General features: G+C 48.6%; 9 protein-coding genes. 3 read left to right on the top strand and 6 right to left on the bottom strand.

Annotated elements, in window-relative coordinates:
- Positions 1–383: 383 nt before the first annotated feature.
- Positions 384–1,349, bottom strand: coding sequence for a transposase (locus tag C9I89_RS05335; protein ID WP_107282329.1), 966 nt, complete (start codon positions 1,347–1,349; stop codon positions 384–386).
- A gap of 317 nt (positions 1,350–1,666) precedes the next feature.
- Here C9I89_RS05335 and C9I89_RS05340 point away from each other — a divergent pair, with 317 nt between their 5' ends.
- On the top strand, positions 1,667–3,532 hold the full coding sequence (locus C9I89_RS05340; protein ID WP_107282330.1) for an MFS transporter: 1,866 nt from the start codon (positions 1,667–1,669) through the stop codon (positions 3,530–3,532).
- 78 nt (positions 3,533–3,610) lie between these two features.
- Here C9I89_RS05340 and pfaD read toward each other — a convergent pair whose 3' ends face one another.
- From pfaD to C9I89_RS05360, 4 genes are read right to left on the bottom strand one after another with little or no spacing between them, the layout of a single operon-like run.
- Positions 3,611–5,248 (bottom strand): eicosapentaenoate synthase subunit PfaD, encoded by a 1,638-nt coding sequence (pfaD, locus tag C9I89_RS05345; protein ID WP_107282331.1) that lies wholly within the window; start codon positions 5,246–5,248, stop codon positions 3,611–3,613.
- Positions 5,249–5,264: 16 nt separating this feature from the next.
- On the bottom strand, positions 5,265–11,033 hold the full coding sequence (locus tag C9I89_RS05350) for a hotdog fold thioesterase (RefSeq protein ID WP_107282332.1): 5,769 nt from the start codon (positions 11,031–11,033) through the stop codon (positions 5,265–5,267).
- A complete protein-coding gene (locus C9I89_RS05355) occupies positions 11,030–13,072 on the bottom strand; it encodes a PfaB family protein (RefSeq protein ID WP_107282333.1) in 2,043 nt (680 codons plus the stop codon). Before C9I89_RS05355 ends, C9I89_RS05350 begins: the two co-directional genes overlap by 4 nt.
- The gene (locus C9I89_RS05360; RefSeq protein ID WP_107282334.1) at positions 13,072–20,454 is read right to left on the bottom strand and encodes a type I polyketide synthase; all 7,383 of its coding nucleotides are present in this window, start codon (positions 20,452–20,454) and stop codon (positions 13,072–13,074) included. The genes C9I89_RS05355 and C9I89_RS05360 overlap by 1 nt, the downstream gene beginning before the upstream one ends.
- A 741-nt stretch (positions 20,455–21,195) precedes the next feature.
- Between C9I89_RS05360 and C9I89_RS05365 the strand changes: the two genes are divergently transcribed.
- A complete protein-coding gene (locus C9I89_RS05365) occupies positions 21,196–22,041 on the top strand; it encodes a 4'-phosphopantetheinyl transferase family protein (RefSeq protein WP_107282335.1) in 846 nt (281 codons plus the stop codon).
- 125 nt (positions 22,042–22,166) lie between these two features.
- Here C9I89_RS05365 and C9I89_RS05370 read toward each other — a convergent pair whose 3' ends face one another.
- A complete protein-coding gene (locus tag C9I89_RS05370; RefSeq protein ID WP_107282336.1) occupies positions 22,167–22,568 on the bottom strand; it encodes a thioesterase family protein in 402 nt (133 codons plus the stop codon).
- Positions 22,569–22,824: 256 nt separating this feature from the next.
- Between C9I89_RS05370 and C9I89_RS05375 the strand changes: the two genes are divergently transcribed.
- Positions 22,825–23,874 (top strand): 3-oxoacyl-ACP synthase III, encoded by a 1,050-nt coding sequence (locus C9I89_RS05375; RefSeq protein ID WP_107282337.1) that lies wholly within the window; start codon positions 22,825–22,827, stop codon positions 23,872–23,874.
- The last annotated feature ends 48 nt before the right edge of the window (positions 23,875–23,922 follow it).

Genomic DNA, 23,922 nt, shown 5'->3' on the forward strand with positions numbered 1-23,922 from the left:
AATGGTTCGACGAACTTGGTCTGGTGAATCTTGAGCATGTAAGGACAGGGTATGTGTTCAGCGCAGAGCTGAACATGGGTATGCAGGAGCCGTATACGAGGTCCGTACGTACGGTTCTGTGAGAGGGCTGAGGCGGTAACGCCTCACCCTACTCGATTATACTCGATTCTAGAAACTCATTGAACAGGGACAGGCATATTTAACAGAAATTAATTAAAACTTAGATTATTAAGTCAGCCAAATACACTTGGAACAGCATTGTTGCTTTTCTGGCCTGCAATAGTCTAAATATGATGTTATTTAGCGGCTTTTTCGTTGTGAGAGCTAGGGGGGGATCCTTCTTGGATCTGAATGAGGTGGAATCTTTGATTTTCTAGAGCGAATTACGTGGTGAGCCTGTAACCTTGTGCTCGAGAACGGTTGAAATTCACCGTTGCAGTTTGAATGGATCGTGATGAGCCAATGAGCAACGCACGTTGGCGTTCAAACTGTGTGCAGGCCTTTATCCAATCTTGCTGTTTAATAGTTAAACGTTGAAGAATAGGCGGTGTATGGGATTCAATATAACCGGTTTCACCTTCACGAAGCTGTCGCCCCGTCCAGTCAACAAGTTCGATGTAATCCATCAATCGCATTGGGAGCCCTTTGATGATGGAGTTGGTTGGATTGCCAATGAAAGGGCAAAGTGAAGGTGCGGTTAGTTTCTCATCTTTCAGAGCCTGAAGCCGGGCTTTTATAGAGGTATATTCGGACTTTTCAGGTGTCTCGGCTATGCCTGCGCGGATGGGATTCAAATCGACATAGGCCATTGCAGCAGTCAGCGCTTGTTCATCCAGTAATGCCTGGCACTTAAAGCGACTTTCCCAGAAATGTCCGGTGCATTTGTCTTCTTTATTTGCCCGGGTGGCGATATCTAAATTGAGCTCTCGCATGAACCAGCTGAGGTTGGCGAGGCGAGTACGCCAGTCGTCGATGATGGCTTTGCAGGCGTTGAATTCGGCTTCGCTATTGGTGTCGCCAGCTAAAAAGCGCTGTATCAGTACCGGTTTGCTATGAAGGGCGCACCAGCGATCAATGACCTCCTGAACTGATAATTCTTGCGCTTTTTCTTTATCAATATGTACCACGAGGTGATAGTGATTGCTCATTACCGCGTAGGCGCAAATATCAATGCAGTAGATACCACTGAGCTGTTTGAATTTAGTTTCAATCCACTCACGACGGTGCTCATAGGACGATTCTGTTGCTTCATCGTAGCCACAGAGAAAGGTGCGCCGCACACAGCGTGAGACACAGTGGTAGTAGGGCGTTGATTCTAGGCAAATCTGTTGTTTTCTAGCGGTGGTCATGAGTCACTCCTCGCTGGTTGAATAATGACCATAGCTTAGGCGTTGGGATTGAAAAGGGGCAGAAGATCAGATTGGGATAAGTATTGCGATGCAGTGAAATTAACAGAATTGATGGTTTCTTAAGTATGCCTGTCCTATAAGTCCATTGTGAAATTAACAGAATTGATGGTTTCTTAAGTATGCCTGTCCTATAAGTCCTATAAGTCCTAAGTAGGTAGACAGGGAATTCTCGCAAAACGCAATTGCACGCCGTTCGATTGTGTTGTAGATTAACGCCATTAAGGATAATAAAAGATTAAACACAGCGAGGGTAGGTAATGAATCAGTTTACGTTATTGGGGAAAATGCGCTTTCTTCCCTTTTTCAGTACACAGGCACTAGGCGCATTTAATGACAACTTATTTAAGAATGTTTTGCTGTTGTTTATTGCGTTCTCCGGGCTCTATAGCCAAGAGACAAGTACCGCGCTGATCAACCTTGCTGCCGGGCTGTTTATCCTGCCGTTTTTTCTGCTCTCGCCAATAGGCGGACAACTGGCGGACAAGTATGAGAAATCAGCGTTGATCCGAAAAATCAAAGTGGCTGAAATTGTCATCATGTCGGCTGGCGCTGTCGCACTCTGCTTTAATTCTGTACCAGGACTATTGGTCATATTGTTCCTGATGGGAGCCCAGTCAGCCTTGTTTGGCCCGGTCAAGTTTGCCTTGATGCCGCAGCATCTTGCAGAGCGGGAGCTGGTGGGCGGCAATGCGGTGGTTGAAATGGGGACGTTTGTGGCGATCTTGGGTGGCACCGTTGCTGCAGGTTTACTATTTACGGCCAGCGATCCGAGTCTGTTGATTGCTGCGTCGGTGTTGGTGCTATCCGCGTTGGGCTATCTGAGTAGCCGCTTCATTCCGCACGCCAAAGCCAATGATCCGTCGCTGGTCATGAACTGGAACCCCTTTAGCCAACTGGTCAGAACCGTTAGTCATGCTCGAAAAGATCGAACGATCTTCCTGTCTATTCTGGCCATTAGCTGGTTTTGGTTTATTGGAGCGACTTACCTGACACAGCTGCCCAACTTTGCCCGTGATTACCTTGGCGGCAATCCGCAGTTGGTGACAGTACTCCTGACGGTGTTTTCTGTCGGTATCGCCATGGGTTCATTGATCTGCGAGAAGCTCTCCGGAGGTCAAGTTGAGCTGGGTATTATTCCAATCGGCGCCATTGGTATTAGTATGTTCGGTTTTGATCTGTTTTCCGCCAGCCAGCAGGTTGTCATCGAATCGGGCATAACAGCCCGGGTATTCATGACTCATAGTGAGAATCTGCGAATGCTGTTTGACCTTGCGATGGTAAGCGCATTCGGTGGTGTCTTTGTAGTGCCATTGAACGCCTTGATCCAGCAGCGCAGTGAGCCCAAAAGCCGGGCGCAGACCATTGCCGCCAACAACGTTATGAACGCGCTGTTTATGGTATTAAGTGCCGCTGCTGCCGTACTCTTGCTAAATGTCTTTGAGCTGTCAATTGTTGAGCTATTCCTTGTTCTTTCGGTCGGCAATGTGCTGGTGGCTATCTATGTGTTCTCTCAGGTACATGAGTTCCTGCTGCGTTTTGTGGTCTGGCTGCTGACTCATACGATGTATCGTATCAACCACAAAGGTTTGAACAATATTCCTGAGCAGGGAGCCGCAGTGCTGGTCTGTAACCATGTCAGCTATGTCGACGCATTGTTGATAGCGGGTGCTTGCCGTCGCCCGGTAAGATTTGTTATGGACAAAAATATTGCTAACATGCCGGTTGCCAGGCATTTTTTCAAATGGGTAAAAGCAATTCCAATTTGCGCCCAGGGTAAGTCACCTAAAACCTATCAGCGGGCTTTTGATAGCATCAGCCAAGCACTGGATGGCGGAGAACTTGTCTGTATTTTTCCCGAAGGCAAACTGACTAAATCCGGAGAGCTGAATGAATTTAAGAAAGGGATAGAGAAGATCATAAGCCGAAACCCAGTACCGGTCGTGCCATTAGGGCTGACAGGCGTGTGGGGATCGTTTTTCAGTCATGAGAGAGGGCGTGCATTTACTACATGGCCATCACGTTTTTGGTCAAGAATAGAAATTGCTGCCGGCAAGGCAGTGGCACCCGAGTATGTCTCGGCGAGGGGGCTGCAGGAGGAGGTGGCAGCCTTGATTTCTAGCTAAGTACCTGAAAAATCGGCCTTCATTTGAAGGCCGATTTTTGATTCCCGTCTCTAGAAACTCTCTTCTAGAATCTTACTCTTAAGCCATCTTCTCTGTCGGCTTCCAACGTGCAAGTTCGGCCGGTAATTTGCTACCTTGTGAAGCCAGCAGGTTGATTCGTGCTAAGTAAGCGGCACCGTGCATCAGGTGCTTAGCGAGATCGACTGCCCGGCGATCCTGATAGTTGTCAAGGTAACTGCCTTTTGCCCAGGCGTTGAATGCGCCCAGTGCAGGGCCGGCCCAGATTTGATAATCCATTTCACGGCCTGCTTCACCGGTGTTTGACCAGCGGCTTGAAAGGCCAAGGTACCAGCGGAAGATCAGTGCCATCTTACGCTTTGGATTGCCTTCTGCACGAACGATTTGCTTTGGATCCCGCTCGTTAAAGTGCGCCACAGTACCGGCCCAAATCTCATCAAGCGTTGAACGGAAAACCTGAGTTTCCAGCTTATGACGCTCCTCAGCAGGGATCGCTTCGATAGAATCGTAACGGGTGTAGATGTCATACAGTTTGTTGGCACGCATCGGGAATAAGGTGCCGCGTTTAACCACCTGCAGCTTCACGCCCATTTCGAACATATCAGCAGCTGGTGCCATAGCCACATCGGCCATTTCTGTTGTCGCAAGCAGTTTACGCGTGTGCTCACTCGCGCCCGCTTCGATACAAGCCTGGTTGATAGAGCCCGTTACGATATAAGCAGCACCCATGTTGAACGCTGCCAGTGCCGCATCAGGGGTACCGATACCGCCACCAGAACCAACGCGAAGCGGAGTTTTAAACTGGTATTGAGCCTGGATCTCTTCTTTCAGAGCCAGAATCGTCGGCAGAAGCGTTACCAGCGGGCGGTTATCGGTATGACCGCCTGAATCGGCTTCTGCGGTAATATCGTCAGCCATTGGCACTAGCTGAGCCAGTTCCATTTGTTCAGCAGTAATACGGCCTTCATTGACCAGAGCCTGAAGGATCTTCGCCGGAGCCGGCTCCATAAATTTACGGGCAACTTCGGTACGGCTTACTTTCGCAATCACCTTATTGGCAATTTTGATTTCGCCTTTTTCATCACGGCTCAGACCCGCCGCACGGTATTGCACGATTTGCGGCGTAAGACCTAAGAAGGCAGAGGCTTCAACGGTACGTACTTTATGTTTCAGGAACAGCTCAACACTGCCACGCTCCAGTGCGGGCTCGCTCGGGCTGTGGATCAGGTTAAATGCATAAGGGCCGTTCGGTAGCGCGGCCTGAATGCGGTTGATTGCTTGTTCCACCCGTGACGGGATCAGACCCGCGGCACCAAATGAACAGAGGATCCCCGCTTGGCCCAGCGCAATAACCAGCTCTTCTGAAGAAATCCCATTGGCCATCGCACCAGCATAGTAAGCGTATTTCACGCCATGAACACGGCGGAAGTCACTGTCACCTAAGCTTTGGGTACCAAGGGCCGGCGCAAAGGCGCTGACCGGATGGGTGTTAGCGGCACTGGCGCTTTCGCCAGAAACCAGATTGGCTTGCTGACTGATACCCAGACCTTTTTCCGGGTGATTAACCAGATAGCAGCCCCGGCTAAGATCTTTCAATATCTGAGCCATAGAACCTGTATCGAAGTGGGTAGCACTTTCTTCTACCTGCCACGGCCATGGCGATAGCTTTTCGTTATTCATGGTTGTTTGCGTTGTCATACTGTTTATTCCTAACTCAAGCTTCTTCAATACAGATAGCGATGTCTTTCACTTCGTAAATACGCAGGCCGTCTTTACTTAGGTTGGCGTCACCAATGATGATGCGTTTACCGTCTTCATCTTTAATCGCGGTGATATGGACATCCAGTGACATTTGCTTGTTAAGCGGGTTGATCTGACCGCGATATTTCCATTTCACTTCTGACTGGATCTGACCAAACTTCGGTGAACGGAATCCGGCACCCAAATCTTTGTTCAGGGCGTAGGTCTGCATCAGCTCGACAATCGCTTCAACACCTAATGAACCAGGCATAACCGGATCTTGATGGAAGTGGAACTGGAAGAACCAGTCACTCGGGTCGATAGTACGCTCGGCATACAAGTAACCTAAGCCAGCTTTACCGCCATCGCTGGTGATATCCACTTTGTCGATGAAGTTCAGGCGACCGCCAGCTAACTGGTAGTGTGGTTGCGCTTCACCGGTAGCTGAAAGCGGTGCGTTGAAGTAACGGCTCTCTTTATCAAGCAGGTTGATGCTCACATCTGGCGTACGGTTGTTTTCGATGTGCCATGGCTGCGTTACTTTACCGTTATCCAGACCCAGCTGATCTTTCAGTGCTGCGCCTTTGAAGTAACCAAATACCGCTTTACCTTCATAGAAAGGCACGCCGTCAGTGCTTAGCTCAAAGCTGAAGCTTTGCACGATGTTGGTACCCATCATGACCGTTGAAAGCAGGCGAGAGTCGTTAACAATGGTCTTGCCGCGTAAGTCGACATTGCGCAGCATTTTGCCGCTACCATCCAGGTTACGGAAAAACAGTTCTTGTCCCGGGAAGCCCAGGGTCGTGCCCATGTAGCCAGAAATGAAGCCGTTTGGCTGCAGTGAGATCTCCATTAACACCGAGTAAGGCATCAGTGCCTGATGGCTGTTTTCGTCAAAGTACCAGGCATTTTCAGGTACTTCGTATTCTGCGATACATGATGATGGTGTTTTGAAATCACCACGAGTACCGTTCACTTCAATGACACGGGTAGTCAGCTGTAGATCACCACATGGAGTACGAGGTGGGATCATGCCGCGATAGATTGAAAAGTCAGGGCCGAAACATTTTTCGATGTCACCGGTTGCAAACTCAAACATGTGGTACGGCGTAAACGGTACCGTATCTGGCGTCCGGTTCGGATAATCCGGTGTGATTGGTGCTTCAACGTGCTGAAGCGGAATAACACCTTTGTTTGTTGCTGTGTTCAAATCAGGAATTTGTGCCATCAGCGGCGCATTGGCAGAAGCTTGCTGCTGAACGGCTGGCTTTTGACTAATTTCTTGAGTAACAGCTTCTTGAACAGCTGCTGTTTGAACAGGTGCAAAATTCACTTGTTGTACATCAGCCTCGGTGGTTTCATCGTAGCGGGTACATTCCGCTTCTTCTTTGATCATTACACCCAGGTTCTGGAAATCGACCACGACTTTGCCATCAAGCAAGATATCGATATTTGCTTTTGCATAAGGACGCGGGCTCAGACCAATTTCAGTCACTTCCATACGGTAGGTCAGTACTGCAGATTGTGGCAGAACCTGACCGCGGCAACGTACTTGCTGTGGTGCATTTTCAAGTGGCTGGAAACGACCATTCTGTACCTGGGTATGCATACCCAGGTACATCATGTAGAACTGAAGCAACTGGCCACAGCCTTCTGCCATCAATGAGCCCGCCATCACCGAATCATCTTTAAAGTGACAAGGGAAGTACCAGTGATCAGCTTCAAGTTGCTTGTGACCTTCAATCAGACCAAGCCCCCATGTACCACCTTGCGGATCCACATGACTGACTTGCTCGATCATCATGAACTTCTCTGAGCTGAAGCACAGTGAAGGCTGAACACGATCAGAAACATGACTGTCACCGAAACAACTTGCAATATTGGCGCTAAGCAAATTGTGAAGTGTCTGGTAATCGAACTGGGTCTTCTGGCAGTGCAGGATTGGGTTAAAGCGCTGCTTAACGGCCAGGTTTCTTGCTTTAATTTCATCTTCGGTGCGGATGACACCTTTACCGTCGGCAAGCTCTTCGTCAGTAAAGAAGCCGGCACAACCATTGTCCATTTTCAGGATCATCTTATCGCCGACGAAACATTCGTAAGAGAAGAAGAACAGCAAGGTATCGCCGTTGCGGGCAAAGTTGTTGATGGAAATATCGTAGCGCAATGTATCGCCACCACGCGGCAAATCGCCCAGGAAGGTGAGGGTACAATCAAGCAGACGGTAAACACGCTCGCCTTTGTTTTCAAAGTCGATACCCAGGTAGCTGATCAGCATCAGATCGCACTGGCCCGATTCTACGGCAACGGCCCACGGGATCTGACCGTCGACCAGATAAGGTGCGTCGACAGGAATATCGTATTCGGTGGTCATGGTGCTTGGTTTGTATTCAAGCATGGTGGCATCAAGTTTAGTGACGCGTGATACCAGCAGGTAATCTGTGGTTGGCAGTCTTACACGACGAGAATAGTTGTCGATAATCGCATAATCCGGACCAAACACATTGGCGATATCGCCTTCAGCGTATTCTACTAAGTCGTCGTAATCCCAAATACAAGGCTTACGTACAGGTTTAGCGATTGGCGTTGCCATCACATTCTGTGTTGGTGTCGCGGCTGCTGGCGAGTGATGAATAACCTGGCCAGTTGCGGCCCCCATTTGCGCCGTTACTTCGTTAAGCTGTGCCTTTAGCAGGGCATCAGCCATCTTCAACCCTTGTTCCCGGTTTTGCAGGAATGCTTGATGAACCTGTTGTGCCAGCAGTTGATTTTCAACAAATGAAGGGCTTTGGAATGAGGTTAAATCATTCTGGTTTTTAGCGGATAGGACCTTTGTCATATTGCTTTGAATACCTGTAATCGGCGTCTGGGCTGGTGTTGCCAGAATCGGGGATACTGATGGAGTCGGCTCTTGGGTTAGAGCTTGCGCGATTGTTTTAACCTGTGCTTGTACACGCGGTTTAGCATTAGCGACTTTCTGCTGGATCTGTTGAAGTTCAGGCAGATCCGTTGTCACGATATGCTGGTAAATATCGCGGCCACCAAGGGTAACTTGCTTGATTAACTGACGCTTTGAATCTGTCAGCAGTTCACTATCCAGACGTACTTTAAGCGACTGTCTCTCTGTGGCGGATTGCGTTAGCAACAGCTGTGAACATTGACTTTCACTGACGTTGGCTACAATTGCGGCTTTGCGATCAAAGTCAGACGCTATTTGATTAAGGCTTAACAAGCCGTGAAGCATGCTCGCCATGCCTGATGCGGCATAACAGTGCCCTAAGCGTTGACTGGCCTGAGTTTGCGAAGCCTGAGTCAGTGGAAATTGCACTGTGTCGGTGCTTTCCGGTGCCTGGTTTAGCTCCAATAAACCAACGTTATTGGCGGCAATACCCGTTTGCGACAGTAAGCGATCAGTGACTAAACGACTTTGACTGGTTGAACTAAAGCCCAGTGCACTGATTTCGCCATAGCTTGTACTATTGCTTGTGTTTTGGCTCCGCTGCTTTTCTTTGTCCACCAGAACAATGGCACCGGCACCTTCACCCACGTTCCAGCCGTTATCTTGTGCGTTAGCAGCAACGGGTGTGATGCTGTTTTTCAGAATAACCTGTTCAGCACTACCGCTCAGATCGACTGCGGCGATAACGACAGCATCCAGTGACTCCTGTGCCATCATATTCTGTGCGACATCGATACAACGCGCGACTGATTGTTCTGCGGCAGAAATCGTAAAGGCCGGGCCGTTGAAGTCCCATAGCGAAGCAATACGTGATGCCATAATATTGCCGATGAAGCTGGTGTACTGGTTCAGCTTGGCAGCATCAAGTACACTGTCCATTGCAATGGCTTCAAGCGCCTGGTATTCGTTATCACTCAGTTTTACGCCCATGTTGCTCAGGCTATCGGCAAGCTGCGTATGCAAGTTAACGCGGCCACGGAACTGGTGCATTTCAAGCTCGGTTTCCATTGCAACCAGAACAGCAACTTTCTGGCCTGCTTCAAGCTTGGCATCACGGATCGCTTCATCCGCGACTTTCATCAGTAAAAGCTGTTGAGATATCAGACGGTCATCTTCATTCGGCGGCACTTTAAAGCGTAAGAAATCTAATTCGAATTGATCAATGTACGCACCGTGCGGCACGGTATGTAAGCCAAATTGGCTCAGTAGTTCCGGGTGTTGATCTAAGCCTTTCCAGCGTTTCTTCGGCAGTGCAACGAAAGCATCAGCCCCGGTTTCAATCGCATGATTAAGCGCATTGATGGTTTTTAACGAACCAAAGTGGGACGCTAATCCGGTGATTTTCAGCTGAGATGAGGGTGCCGGTTCGCCAGAGGATTGAGCGACTGGTTTTTCAGATGAACCCTTCCATGCTTCTAACAACAGGTGAGCGTTACAGCCACCGAAACCAAATACTGAAACACCGGCACGTCGCTCAGGATTGCCTGCTTTATCTGGCCATGGTTGAACCTGGGTTGGCAACGTATGCGAACCGAACAAACCTTGAGGTGAAGAAAGCGGTGTTGAGAGGTTGATACTCGGTGGAAGCACACCTTCTTTCATCGCGAAGATCATCTTCATGATCCCCGGCATGCCCGCAGCAGTCAGCAGGTGACCTAAGTTGGATTTTGCCGAACCAATCAACGGTGCTTGTGTGCCGTTCAGCTTGTCAGCAAAAAAGCGCTCCATCGACGTCATTTCGACTTTGTCACCCAGCGGTGTACCGGTAGCGTGACACTCAATGACTTCAATACTTTCTGGTGACAGGTCGGTGGCTTCATAAGCACGTTCGAAAGCTTGTACCTGTCCCTTGCTGTTCGGGCTTAGGACAAACTGACCACGACCATCATTCGATAAACCAATACCGCTGACAACCGCATAGATATGATCGCCATCGCGCTCTGCATCTTCAAGGCGTTTGAGAACTAAGACACCAGCGCCTTCGCCGGCAAACAGACCTTTACTGTTGGTATCGAATGGCACCGATACACCGTGATCCGGGTAGGCGTGGAAGATCGAAAAACCCATATTAATGAAGAAAGGGTCGGCACCCGAAACAGCGCCTGCCAGCATCATGTCTGCTTTGCCTGTGCTCAGATAATCACAAGCTAATTTCAGCGAATAGACCGAGCTGGCACATGCAGCATCAAGGCTTAACTGCGCGCGACCAAGACCCAGTGCATCGGCCACTAGCTTAGAGGCATTATGCGCAGCAGCGCCATTGGCTGGATTCAGGTTTACAGCGTGATCGTTTGAAGGGCTTAACGAAAAGTGGTTATTCGCCAGTTTCGTTTGTAGTGCCTTCTCTACCGCCGAGTGATAAAGCGGCAGGAACAGATCATTAGAACGCGTCGTCGGGAACGAAAGGGCACCCATGATCACGCCGGTACGCTCAAGTACTGCGGCATCTAACGGGATACCGGCATCGGCTAATGCTTTGCGGCTGGTATCCAATGCCCAAAGAAAGCTTTCATCCAAGCCTTCAAACTTTTCAGCAGGTAAACGGTAACCGCTGGCATCAAACGTGAAGTTCTGGATGTAGCCGCCTTTATCACAATAAAAGCGGTCTGATTCGCCTTGCTGGCCCTGGTAGGCATCAGGGTTGGCGCCTAATTTTTCAGGGCTTAACGTGCGGCGTGAATCTTTTTTATCCAGCAGGTTTTGCCAGAAAGCCTTCGGCGTATCCGCATCAGGATACTGGTTGGCTAAACCAACAATGGCGATTTTTGTTTGCTTACGAGAACTCATACTGGCTCTCCTTTTAAAGTTATCTCTGGTGTCGACGCATTCACTTGATATTGTTCTAGCCCTTTCAGAAGGGGATCAAGTGACAGAGGAACCTGGTGGCTGATTAACTGACCGATACATTTGAGCAAGGTCAGAATATCGTTGCCGCCCTTGGCGTTGGCCGCGACAGTACAGCTTTCGGTCGTCACATGATCTGCGCGATTAATTTTGTCGATCAAGGTGCAGGTTTGTCTGTCAGCACCAATCTCAACAAATAACCGGGCACCTTGTTCACGCGCACTACGGATCAGCGCGGTAAAGTCGAGCGTCGAGCAGAACGTATCGGCAATCGAATCGGCAATACTCTGGCTATCAATATTAACAAGAGTATTACGACCAGCTGCGGCACTGATAAAGCGAATGTGCTCTGGTAATTCATCGCATAATGGCTGGTGGTAGAATTCAGCCACTTGCCGATGTTGGCTCAATGCCGGCGTGGTGTGCATGGCGGTTACTCGATTGGCTGCGATACCGCGCTTACCGAGTTTCTTTAGCAGGGCTCGACAGTCATTTTCACAACCAGCCAGTACGCAAGTATCACCTTGAATAATCGCAAGATAAGCGTGCGGAAACTCAGGAAGCAGTGCTTCAATTGCTGCGGGTTCACAGCGAACCACAAAGCTGTTCCAAGTAATTTCGTCACCGTCGCTTAACTGCCAAGCTTCACGCACTGCCGTTAATTCGCCTGAAATAGCGGTGGTAAATATCGGGCTGGTTTGAGTCATCTCGATCAATGCGTGAGGATTTTTCCAGACGCCTAAACTTGCCCACATCGATGCTTCGCCTTTGGAGTAACCCAATGCGAAATCCGGTTTAACCGCGAATTCTCCGCACAATAGCTGGGTTAATAGGTAACTGCTGCCAACGCCTGCAATGGCGAGTTCGCTCAAACTCATCTCGGCTGCATTGTCACCGTATGTCTTCTCGGCTTGCAGCATCTCTTTGAGATTGCCTTCACGTTCAAGACGGGCGAAAAGCTCGGGGAAATACTGATGAAATTGGCAGAACATATCAGGGTAAACGGTACCGACACCCGGATATACAAAAGCTACGCCGCCTTTGCTGTTGGGGGCCGGTGAAAAACAGCTACCTGCGGGTGTTTTATAATGATTTTTCTCTGCCATTATTTTTGGCAGTGCATGACTAATCGCGGTAATTTCCTGCTCAATAGCGGCTACTGAAGCACCTTGCAATACGATGGCTGGCAGCGACGGTGACATTGATGCATCAGCCTGAAACTGTCTCAGGTTGTCAGCCATCAACTCAATCAGTAACTGCGAATCATCAGAGAGTTCATTCAAGCGTGTTGTTAACTGTGCCAGCTGAGTTGATAACACCGCTTCATTATGACCCGTCACGATAAAGAAAAGTCGAGAAGGAGAAAGCATTGACTGAGCGGTTTTCAGCCCAGTTGCTTGCGTTAATACCAAGCTGCTTGTGCATACATCTGCATTGAACGTCAAGCGCGCCACGCGAGCTTTGTGCGGTTCAGTAAACCAGTAATGGCTGCTGCTTTCTTTGTTAGATCGGCTGTTAAGCGTACGACTGGCAATAGCTTCAACCATTTGGTACAACGCAGTAAATTTTTGCTCTGCAGTAAGAGCATCAAAAGTCTGTTGGTTGCTTAAACTGGCTTCCTGGCGGCGTGATTGAACCAATGCTTCTTTAGTACAGTCAACAGTTATATGTTCTGAATTAGCACTAAAGCCAGACAAGTAGGCATGAGGATGAATTTTGTTTTGCGCTGCGGTTAAACCCGCAAGCATCAATAACCTTGGTTGTGCTTCACCGTGTTCGCCATTTACACAAAATAGAACGACCTTGCCTTGGCTGATTACTTGAATCGCGGTTTGCAGGGCAGTTTCAAAGTTATCACCGACTGAGATGATCTCAATGGGCGGTAATGTAGAGAAGCAATCGGCAGAAAGCCCAGCAGCATGCGCTGGCTGGGCTAAAAGAGCGATGCGCAACGGCATCGCTTTATTAGAAGAGTCGGCCACTATGACAGAAGCTCCTTTTCTGGCTCAAACTTCACCAAAAATGCCTCGTTAAGGCCTTTGCTGATCGTTACTTTTGCGCTATTCATTACGGCACTCAAACGACCATCTTGATGGTAAAGCGAGATGTTAGCTTGTAGTGAACGCGAAGTATGTTTAATTACTTCAAGTTCTAACCAACCCTTGTCACCAGCTTGCATTGGTTCATAAGAAACAAATTCACCAATCGCAGAAGGCAGGCTGGCTGCGTCGTACTTCAGTCTTGCCCAAACCAGCATGGCCTGTAGCAAGTAGTCTTCAGCGAAAGGCTGGCAACCGCCCGTGTGCTGAGTGGGTACAAAAGCACCACAGTCAGCATTAGCAATAGTTGGCAGATGGCACTGTGCCAGTAAACCTGCGTCATCAAAACGTTCAACCGTCTGGATACCTTGCAGCCTTGGACCATGGAACAGGGTGCCATTACTGTATAACGCATCAGCCGTCGTGACGGGGTTGTTTGAACCAGTCGCAAAGGTTTTAGCCGGTGCAGGTTCAACCGATCCAGTGGTGTGTTCTAAGACCAACATTGCCTGGTACTGTGGTCGCCCCTGGCAGCTGATCAATGCTTTGATTTGATCGTCAGCTTTCGTCTCAGGTGTCAGTGTCAACGTCAGTATTTGCACCTCATCGGTATCAAAAATTACGCCTTTAAGCAGCTTGTAGTTGCGAACGCTGACGTTCGCCCCTAACAGCTGTTCTGCTATTTCACGCATCCATTGGATGGCACACACTGTCGGTAACACGGGGTTACCGGCAATGCAGTGGTCCTTGAGGAAAGGCATCGCCTTTGGGTCAAGGTCTCGTGTCACAGTGATGCTTTTATTCAGCGGACTCTTTGCTACCAGCACAGACTCCGCATCAAGCTTTTTTACAGCGTTTTCCTTGTTCTCTGAACCTTGCATGCTCGTACCTACAAGCAGCTGAATACCTGTCTCGCTCAGAAGCTGCGAGCTGAAAAGCTCAGCGCCAGCTTGTAGAGGGATCACGTACACACCACGGTCGGTGAACATTTTCTTAAGGGCCGGGTTAACCATACCGCCATCCCACGGTCCCCAGTTGAAGCTCATCACTTTCGCTTCAGGGTAACGAGCCGAGAACTGAAGTGCTGCTTTGTTCAGGATGTCATTAGACATCGCGTAATCGCTCTGGCCTTTGTTGCCGTAGAATCCTGCCGCAGAAGAGAACATCGCTAATAGTTTTAGCTTGCTGCAATCTAATGCGCTGAGTACCGCTTCAAGGCCGCCAACTTTGGTTCCGTAAACGAGGTTTAGCTCATCCAGTGTTTTGTCTTGAATATGTCTGTCAGCCAGTACGCCAGCACCGTGGATCAGGCCGGTGATATCACTGAACTGAGACAATGTTTTGGCAACTGAACCACTGTCTGATACATCAAGGCTCAGGTATTCAGCACTTGCGCCAACATTGGCAAAGGCTTGTAGTGCACTGTTGATTTCAAGGCTGCTTAAAACAGGCTTTAGCAATGCATCCACTTTCTTCGGTGTTGGTTTATCACCAGATGCCTGAAGGTGAGAAATAGCCGCAACTTTCAGTTCGCTTTCTTGCTTGCCTTGTGCCCATTTCGGCAGTTCGCTCGCCGTGATGTGCTTACTACGACCTGCAAGGATGAAGTGTGACCGGCACTTTTTTGCCAGTGTTAGTGCACATTCGAACGTTACGCCTTTCGCGCCGCCCGTTACCAGAACCTTATCGGAAGTGGTGAGCTTTGCCGCAACATTTTTCGTCTGAGCTGTGCCCGCATCTGTAGCAATTAGCGTTGCTCGGCCAGATTCGCCCTTTTGGGGTTCACAAAGCCCGATCTCAACCGTGTGAGTATCAATATCAAATAGCTCTGCAGTGACGGCTTCTGCCAGATGGCGAGCATCAAGAGCAGGCGCAACATCTAAAGCACGACAGAATACGTTCGACCATTCGTGGCTTAACGTTTTAGTCAAACCGGACAATGCAGCCTGGTTTAGTTCAGCGTTAGCTAGCTGCTTGGTATCAAGGTAACCAAAGCCACCATCGATACGGCTTACAGTGAAGAAGCTACGACGGCTCGATGCCGTATTTAACTGAGCGTGAAGCAATTTAGCGAACAAGAACGCAATTGAAATGCTTGATTTCGCATCGGCATTCAATGCAATGCCTGCATTGTCAGATTGCGTGTCAGCAAGAGGCTGCAGGTGAATGAATCCACCAATCTCTTTGTGCGCGCTTTCAATCTCAGTAATAACAGCTTTCACGCCAGCTTCATCAACCGTTGCTAACGGGTAGCTGGTGATTTCGCTGTTTAGTGGTGATGCGGCAGATAGAGGACTACGCACAACGGCGACTTGAAGGCCGTGAGCACTTAGCTTTTCTGCTAGAACGCCTGCATTATGACCATCATCGGTGATCACGATACATGCTTCTTTGGAAAAACAGTCTGCTAATTTATCTACCGCTGGTAACTTTTTTAGCGCCACCTCGCTGTGAGGAGGAAGTTCTACCGTTGCAGTTTCAACCGCAGCTTCAACGACCGGAGCCGCTGTTGCAGATGCTGCAGATGAAGCGCCGGAGAGTTTGCTCTGCATGTAAGTAACGATTTCGCCCAGTGTACGACACTCAGCCAAATCTTCAGGGTTTAGTTCAGGTAAGCCAGGTAGTTGGTCTTGAACGGTTCCCAAAATTTCAACACGCTTGATAGAATCGATACCTAAGTCCGCTTCCATATCCATGGCAAGATCAAGCATTTCAGCCGGGTAGCCAGTTTTGTCAGCGACGACATCTAACATGGTGCTTTGTACGTGTGCAGCTTCCAGACCGCTTGCCGCTGGCGCAGGTGTCGTTTCAACAGCAATTGCTGGTGCAACTGATGCAGCAGGCAGTTTGCTGTTCATGTAATCAACGATTTCGCCAAGCGTACGACACTCAGCCAAATCTTCAGGATTCAGCTCAGGTAAACCTGGCAGCTGATCTTGAACGGTTCCCAGAATTTCAACACGCTTGATAGAATCGATACCTAAGTCCGCTTCCATATCCATGGCCAGATCTAGCATCTCTGTCGGGTAGCCAGTTTTGTCCGCAACAACGTCAAGCATGGTGCTTTGAACTTGTGCAGCGTCCAGACCGCTTGATGCAGGAGTCGATACAAGTGCTGTTGTTGATACAGTCACGGGAGCTGCTGATACTGTTGCCGCTGGCAGCTTGCTGTTCATGTAATCAACGATTTCGCCAAGCGTACGGCACTCAGCCAGATCTTCAGGGTTTAGCTCAGGAAGAGTAGGAAGCTGGTCTTGGACTGTACCCAGGATCTCAACACGCTTGATGGAATCGATACCTAAATCGGCTTCCATATCCATGGCCAGATCCAGCATTTCTGTCGGGTAGCCAGTTTTGTCTGCTACAACTTCCAACATGGTGTTCTGAACTTGAGCCGCATCTAAACCGTTAGAGGCTGTTGTTGCTGTAATAATAGGAGCAGCTTCAGTAACAACAGGTGCTGCTGCTGGTGCAGGTTGAGCACCTAGCTTGCTGTTCATGTAAGTGACGATTTCGCCAAGCGTACGGCATTCAGCTAAATCTTCTGGGCTTAGTTCTGGCAGGTTCGGCATTTGATCCTGAACCGTACCCAGAATTTCAACACGCTTAATAGAATCGATACCCAGGTCCGCTTCCATATCCATATCAAGATCCAGCATCTCGGTAGGGTAGCCCGTTTTGTCTGCAACCACTTCCAGCATCACTTTTTCAGCGTCAGCTGTTTGTACCGGAGCCGCTGCTGCTTTTTGGATAGGAGCTGGTGCAACAGTTGGAGCCGGAGCTTGTACCGGAGCAACAGCTTGTACTGGTACAACAGCAGGTGCCGCTTGTTGAACCGATGCCGGAGCAACAGCCTGCATTGGTGCTGCTTGAGCTGGGGCTACTGGATGAGCAGTAACTGCTGGTGTAATCGTTGATTGCGGAGCTGATGTTGTCAGTGGCGTCGGTGTGGAAATAACCGCCTGTGACGTCAGCATACCTAACGCAGAGTGATTGCTGTTCGCTTGAAGCTCAAGGTAATGTGCGTGAGCTTTCAGGGTCTCAGCCTGATGCTGGTGGAACATTTCCATTGAACGTTGCAGGCTATCTGGAATTGCGACACCAGACGCAGCCATTTTGGCTTGCTCTGTCATTAACGTAGTGAAAGTGTCGCCGTATTGTTGCGGGATCGCGAGGAACTGCTGATGAAGCTCTGCAGCTTGCTGTTGAGCAGCAAAGAATGCATGCAGTGACGCATCACCGACAGGAAGTTGTGTTGTTGTTGCTTGTGTTGCTGCTTGAGCAGTAGCTTGCGGTGCAGCAGCTACAGGCACTTCGCGGATTTCGGTTTTAATCACTTCTTTTTCCACAATCTTCTCAACGACTTTTTCAACGATTTCAGTTTGCTTGCTGACGGTACCCGTTTCTAATGACTTAGCCATTTTTGCTCGGGTCGAAGCACTGATGTAGTTCGTTGCATTCAGTTTGATATTCATTGGTGATGCTGCATCAGGCTGGGCGATATCGGCCTGATACGGGTCGATATTGTCTAGCGAGATCCCCGCAACGGCCAGCTGTACAGATGCCAGACGTAGTTGCTGATCACTATCACCTTTAGGGTTCGGGTTGATACTGATCGTACAAAGCTCATGGGCTTTATCAGTTAGCGTTTTTTCAACCAGTTTCTGCAGAATATTCTTAGGTCCGAATTCTACAAAGACACGTGCGCCGGCGTCGTACATTGCTTCAAGCTGAGTGCTGAAACGTACTGACTGTAGCATGTGCTGTTTAAACGCTTTCTTAATGACTTTGCCGTCATTCTTATAAAGCTCGCCTGTTGCGTTTGAATAAAGCGGCAATGCAGGTTTGCTGAATGTCGACTTATCAATGGCGGCTGCAAATGGTTTCTGCGCGTGGGCAACCAATGGTGTGTGGAAGGCTCCAGATACTGGCAGTGGAATGGCTTTGAAGCCTTGTTCGCCTAGTGCTTTAGCTGCAAGCTGTGCCTTTTCAGTCGGGCCTGCAATAACAAGCTGAGTCGGTGCGTTATAGTTGGCGATACTTACGCCATCAAATTCGCTGATACACTTTTCAACAGCTGCTAATTTATCTGCATCAAGAATAACGGCGTACATAGTACCGCTATCGCCTTCAGCCGGTGTTGCTGCCATGGCGTTGCCACGTGCAAAAGCAAGCTGGTAGTAATCATCTTGAGAGATAACACCAGAAGCGCATAGGGCACTTAGCTCACCAAAGCTGTGACCTGCAACCATGTCTGCTTTAAAACCAGCTTGAGTCATTAGCTCATACTGGCCCATAGAAACCACACCAATTGCACTTTGTGCATTCGCCGTATTGGTTAATGTTGCTTCTTGAGCCGCAGTGTCTTGCTTATTAAACGCTGGGATCGGGAAAAGCACCTGTGATAGCGGCGTCTTGTTGTTTTCACCAAATACCTTATCGGCATTCGCTAACTGTTGGCGCATCTCTGGATAATGACAAGCAAGTTCACGGCCCATATTGAGGTACTGTGAACCCTGGCCTGCAAACAGTGCAGCGACTTTGGCAGAACCGTTTTCAACCACCAGGCCGGATTCACGATAGCTTGTACCACTTGGTAGCTGCCAATGTGCTTTAGTCTGACTTTCGAGAGTTGAGATTGCCTGAGTTAGCTGAGTTTGAAGCTCTTCATCTGTTTTAACCACTAAACCTAAACGAGCATGAGATGCCTCAATGCTGCGTAAGCCATAGGCGTCAGCAAGTGCTGCTAAATCCGTTTTCTGGCCAGAGATATTCGCTGATGTTTCTTTCAGGCTTGCGATAAGTGCATCGCGGGAAGCGGCGCTGAACAGCAGCGTTTGTGGCACCTGACGCTGACGGTACTTGTCACCACGAGCATGTTCTTGTGTGTATTCTTCCATAACAACGTGGAAGTTAGTGCCACCAAAACCGAACGAACTTACACCCGCACGACGCGGTGTGCCATCAACACGCTGCATCCACGGCCGAGTCTGGGTGTTGAGGTAGAAAGGAGAGTCCTCAATATTCAGTTTAGGATTCGGGCTGGTGACGTTGATCGTTGCTGGCAATACTTTGTGGTGCAGTGCAAGTGCTGCCTTGATCAAGCCTGCTGTTCCGGCGGTTGATTTGGTGTGACCAATCTGAGATTTCACCGAACCTAAAGCAATGTGCTGTTTGGTGTCATTGCCATCGCTAAATACAGAGTTCAGACCATTAAATTCAGCCACATCACCCGCTGCCGTACCTGTACCATGCGCTTCCAGCAGGCCAAGCGTATGCGGGGCAAAGCCGGCATCATCATAAGCACGTTTGAGCGCTTTTGCCTGACCTTCAGGGCGTGGCGCATAGATACTCTTGAACTTACCGTCTGAAGAAGCACCTACACCTTTGATCACAGAGTAGATACGGTCGCCATCACGCTCTGCGTCTTCAAGACGTTTCAGGGCAACCATACCGATGCCTTCACCAATCATCATGCCTTTAGAATCAATGTCGAATGGCTGGATAGTTTCATTGGTGGTAAAAGCCGGGGTTTTTGAGAAACTCATGTACATGGTTGGTGAGTTATCGGTACACACACCACCGGTGATCATCATTTCGCTGCGGCCTTCAACCAGTTCGCTTAACGCCATCCGCAGCGCAGCGAGAGAGCCAGCACAAGCGGCATCAACGACACAGTTCATGCCACCTAGGTCGAAACGGTTCGCGATACGGCCAGCGATAACATTGCCAAGGGAACCAGGGAAAGAGTTTTCTTCCCAGTGAATGTACTGATCCTGGAACTTCTTGATCAGCATTTCGCTGTCTTCGTCGTTAATGCCGCTGTTTTTGAATACTTTTTTTAGTACCGGGTATTGAAGACGCGCATTCAGGCTCTGGCTGATCTTCTGACCACCGCCGACACCTAAGGTGATACCAATTTTGTCTCGGTCGTAGCCTTCCGGAAGCTTGGCATCAGCCAGTACTTCTTTAGCAACAATCAGGGAAAGCAGTTGTGATGTATCCGTTAGCTCAAGAATGTTTGGCGGAAGACCGAACTCCATTGGGTTGAAGTCGACTTCTGGCATAAAGCCACCGCGCTTACAGTAAGATTTATCCGGCGTACTCTTATCTGCATCGTAGTAATCTTCAGGACGCCAGTGGGTATTAGGGACGTCGGTTATTGCGTCAATTTTCTCACTGATCAGATCCCAAAATTTATTCAGGTAACGGGAGTTGGCAAAGATACTTGCCATGCCGACGATGGCGACAGGCATATCTTTAAGGCGTTTATTGAGTCGCTTATCTTCTTGCGACTCGGGTGTTGATTTTGGGGTTTGGCTCATAATGAGTCTCCACTGGACAGCCGTGGGTCGGGTGTCATATTTTCGGGCTGGGCTTTAATACGAACTGAGCGGTAAGTTGAGGTAGCTCCGGAAAAGCATGGCCAATAGGTGTGCTTGCTGAGGGTAAGCAACAGTCGTGAGTATAATGCTCGTGAGAACAGTGCTCGTGAGTGCTGTGACTTGTGTGGAATTACACAAGTCATGCGGTGGTAGCGCTTTCAACCGTAAAGGTAGTGTCCATTATAATCCTGCTGAAACTACTGCTTCGATTATCAGAGAAGGAAATACCTACCATTCGCGATGAAAACCAACTAAATCTGTTAATGGTTGAGCAGAGTACCTGAGGTCGCATTTTGATACAATCGGTTGAGACTGAGGTTGCACCTCTTCCGACCAGTTGGAAATGTTAAATTTCAATTTTTTGTAATAAGTTAATAATTAAGTTATTGATTACATATTAATTATTACCTGTTTTTAGTGTAAATGCTCAGATTTCAGTGGAAGTGTGATGTGCGCCTCAATTATGTAAATAAGTGTGATGTAATGGTTGTTGCAAGGGGCTTTGTGCTAGTGGTGGCAAAAAAAAGCGTCTAGACATAAAAAGGGTAAATTAAGCCCGTTTTAATCCTGATTTTTGTTGAAAGATAAACTTGCCATAGTGCATAGGACCGGCTTAGCGCTGTTGTTTCAAAAGTAAAACAGTCACAATAGAAAACACCCTAACCTCGTGGGATTCTCTTTTTGTCATCTTATTCTCTTGTTCAGCTCTGGTTTTGTCCACTTACTCAGCTTGATGATGCCGGCCCTTATATTGACAGCTTGAAACGTTGGTTAACAGAAGACGAGCAGGCAAAGGTGACTCGCTATCGACTACAAGATGCGAGGACTCGGGCGCTCTATGTTCGCGGTTTTCTGCGGGCGATATTGTCACGATATACATCGCTTTCACCGGATGAATGGCGATTTGAATATGGAGAGAAAGGGAAACCAAGGTTGTGTGCAGAGCAACGGGAGCAAACCGGGCTGGAATTTAATCTGAGCCATAGCGGAGACTATCTGTTATTGGGCGTGATGAGAGCGGGGAGTGAAAACGTAGAATTGGGGGTGGATATAGAGCATGCCAGAACGAGTACTGATATTTACCCGATCCTCAATCACTACTTTTCGCCGCAGGAAGTTACGGCGTTATTAAATCTGGCTGAAAATCGACAAAGGCAGCGTTTTTTTGATCTGTGGGCATTGAAAGAATCGTATATTAAAGCAACGGGGCATGGGCTTGCGAAGTCGTTAAAATCTTTTGGTTTTGATCTTTCTGCAGTAAGCGAAGAGACTTTGCCACTGCAGCCGGCAACGGGGCTTGATTCCCCCTTTTATTCAGAACCTGTTGTCAGTCAGCTTGAACTGTATAGTGGTATAAGATTGAACTTTGCTGATAACGGTTCTGACAAAAAAGTCGAACCAAACCCGTGGCAATCCTGTCTTGGACGTCTGAATGAAGAGTATCGTTTTGCCGTTACGCTAGGTGGCAGTGTCAAGCCAATGGCGTTAGATGCAAGATTGGTCTGCCCAAATGATCTGCTGCGTTAATTTTCTGCCTCAGCGAACTGTGGATCCCCGATAATCGCTAAAATCGATCTGCAGGACGATAAAATATTCTGCGTTAAGCGATTTCGGGGATGACGATTGTTGGCTATTCCTGCAAAGGTAGGCCGCTAATCCGCCATCATTGACTGTAAAATCTCTTCGGGAACAGGCTGCAACCGTTTCTCTTTATCTAAGCAGACCATTTCTATATCACCAATAACAGCGGGTCTGGTTGCTCCCGGACGCCAGACTTCTTGTCGCCATAGGGTTTTGTATTTACCGTCTAACTGATAAGACGTTCGAATATCACAGATTTCGGCAAACTCCACACCGTCTTGGAAAGTCATATTGGCTTTATAAACCGCAAAACCTAAACCTTCCTCATCCCAAAGTCTGGCTAACTTTTCGCTATCAATCACATGCTCACGTGCGCGCTCGAAATATTTAAGAAAATTAGGGTGGTATACCACACCTGAATGGTCTGTATCTTCATAATAGATTTGCACAGGGTGATGATATATCTTGCTCATTATTGGTTATATCTCTCAATCAAATCAGGCAGGAATGCCAAGACTCATCTTGCTAACTTTTAATCAACAAGCAATAAGACATGCACTTTACCTTACGCCAGTCATGAACTTAATGTTTTTTATACTGGTCATATGAGCCAGTCCGCCCGTAATATGACATTTTTATTGAATCATCTGCTTTTTCTTGCTCAAATGGCGCACTAATGACGAAGATCGGTACTGTTTTTACCGAGATAGTGAGCAGTTATATAGTTGAATGAAATATTCTCGCGTTTTTATCAATAGTCTGGCTTACGAGCTAGCACCACAAGTGGTATCGAGTTCTGAGTTAGAATCCCGGTTAGCTCCTTTATATCAGAAATTTCGTATTCCCATGGGGCAGCTTGCTGCGTTGACAGGTATAGAAGAGCGTCGCTGGTGGCCTAAAGGGTATAGACTGTCAGATGGTGCTCTGGCCGCCGCCAGAAAAGCCATTGATGAAACAGGTATTCAGGTTGGCGATCTTGGTGCTGTTGTCTATACCGGGGTATGTCGCGATCAACATGAACCTGCAACAGCGTGCAGAATTGCAGCTGAACTCGGTGTGTCGAATGACACGGCGATTTACGACATCAGCAATGCTTGCCTCGGTGTCCTTTCTGGCATCTTAGATATTGCAAACCGTATTGAGCTGGGGCAAATCAAAGCAGGCCTGGTGGTTTCTTGTGAATCAGCCCGCCATATCGTTGATATTACAATCGATCATATGCTGGCTGAGCCTACCATGCAGAATTTTGCCCAATCTTTAGCCACCTTAACCGGAGGTTCCGGGGCGGTTGCTGTTCTACTGACTGACGGTAGTCTGCCATTGCACAATGCCCGTCAGCACCAATTGTTAGGTGCCAGCCATTTATCAGCACCAGAACATCACCAACTTTGCCAATGGGGCTTACAGGAAGTCGGGCCGCAACTATTTCGTGAATTTATGCGTACTGACGGTGTCACCTTACTCAAAGAAGGTGTGAAGCTGGCGCGTGATACCTGGGACCATTTCCTCGATCAGCGCGGCTGGATAGTCGAGCAGGTCGATAAAGTCATCTGCCACCAAGTTGGCGCATCAAACCGTAAACAGGTGCTGAATGCGCTGAACATTCCAGTCGGGAAAGAATTTCCAACTTATAAGCTGATGGGCAATATGGGCTCGGTTTCTTTACCTGTTACCGCCGCGATGGCACACGATCATGGTTTCTTGAAATCAGGCGATAACGTGAGCTTCTTAGGGATAGGCAGTGGGCTTAACTGTATGATGTTAGGTCTCAAGTGGTAACAATTAATCTCTTAGCTATTTTGTTCAATATCGGCATCGAAAGTGCTC

The sequence above is a fragment of the Photobacterium lipolyticum genome (genome assembly GCF_003026475.1).
Lineage (GTDB): Bacteria > Pseudomonadota > Gammaproteobacteria > Enterobacterales > Vibrionaceae > Photobacterium > Photobacterium lipolyticum.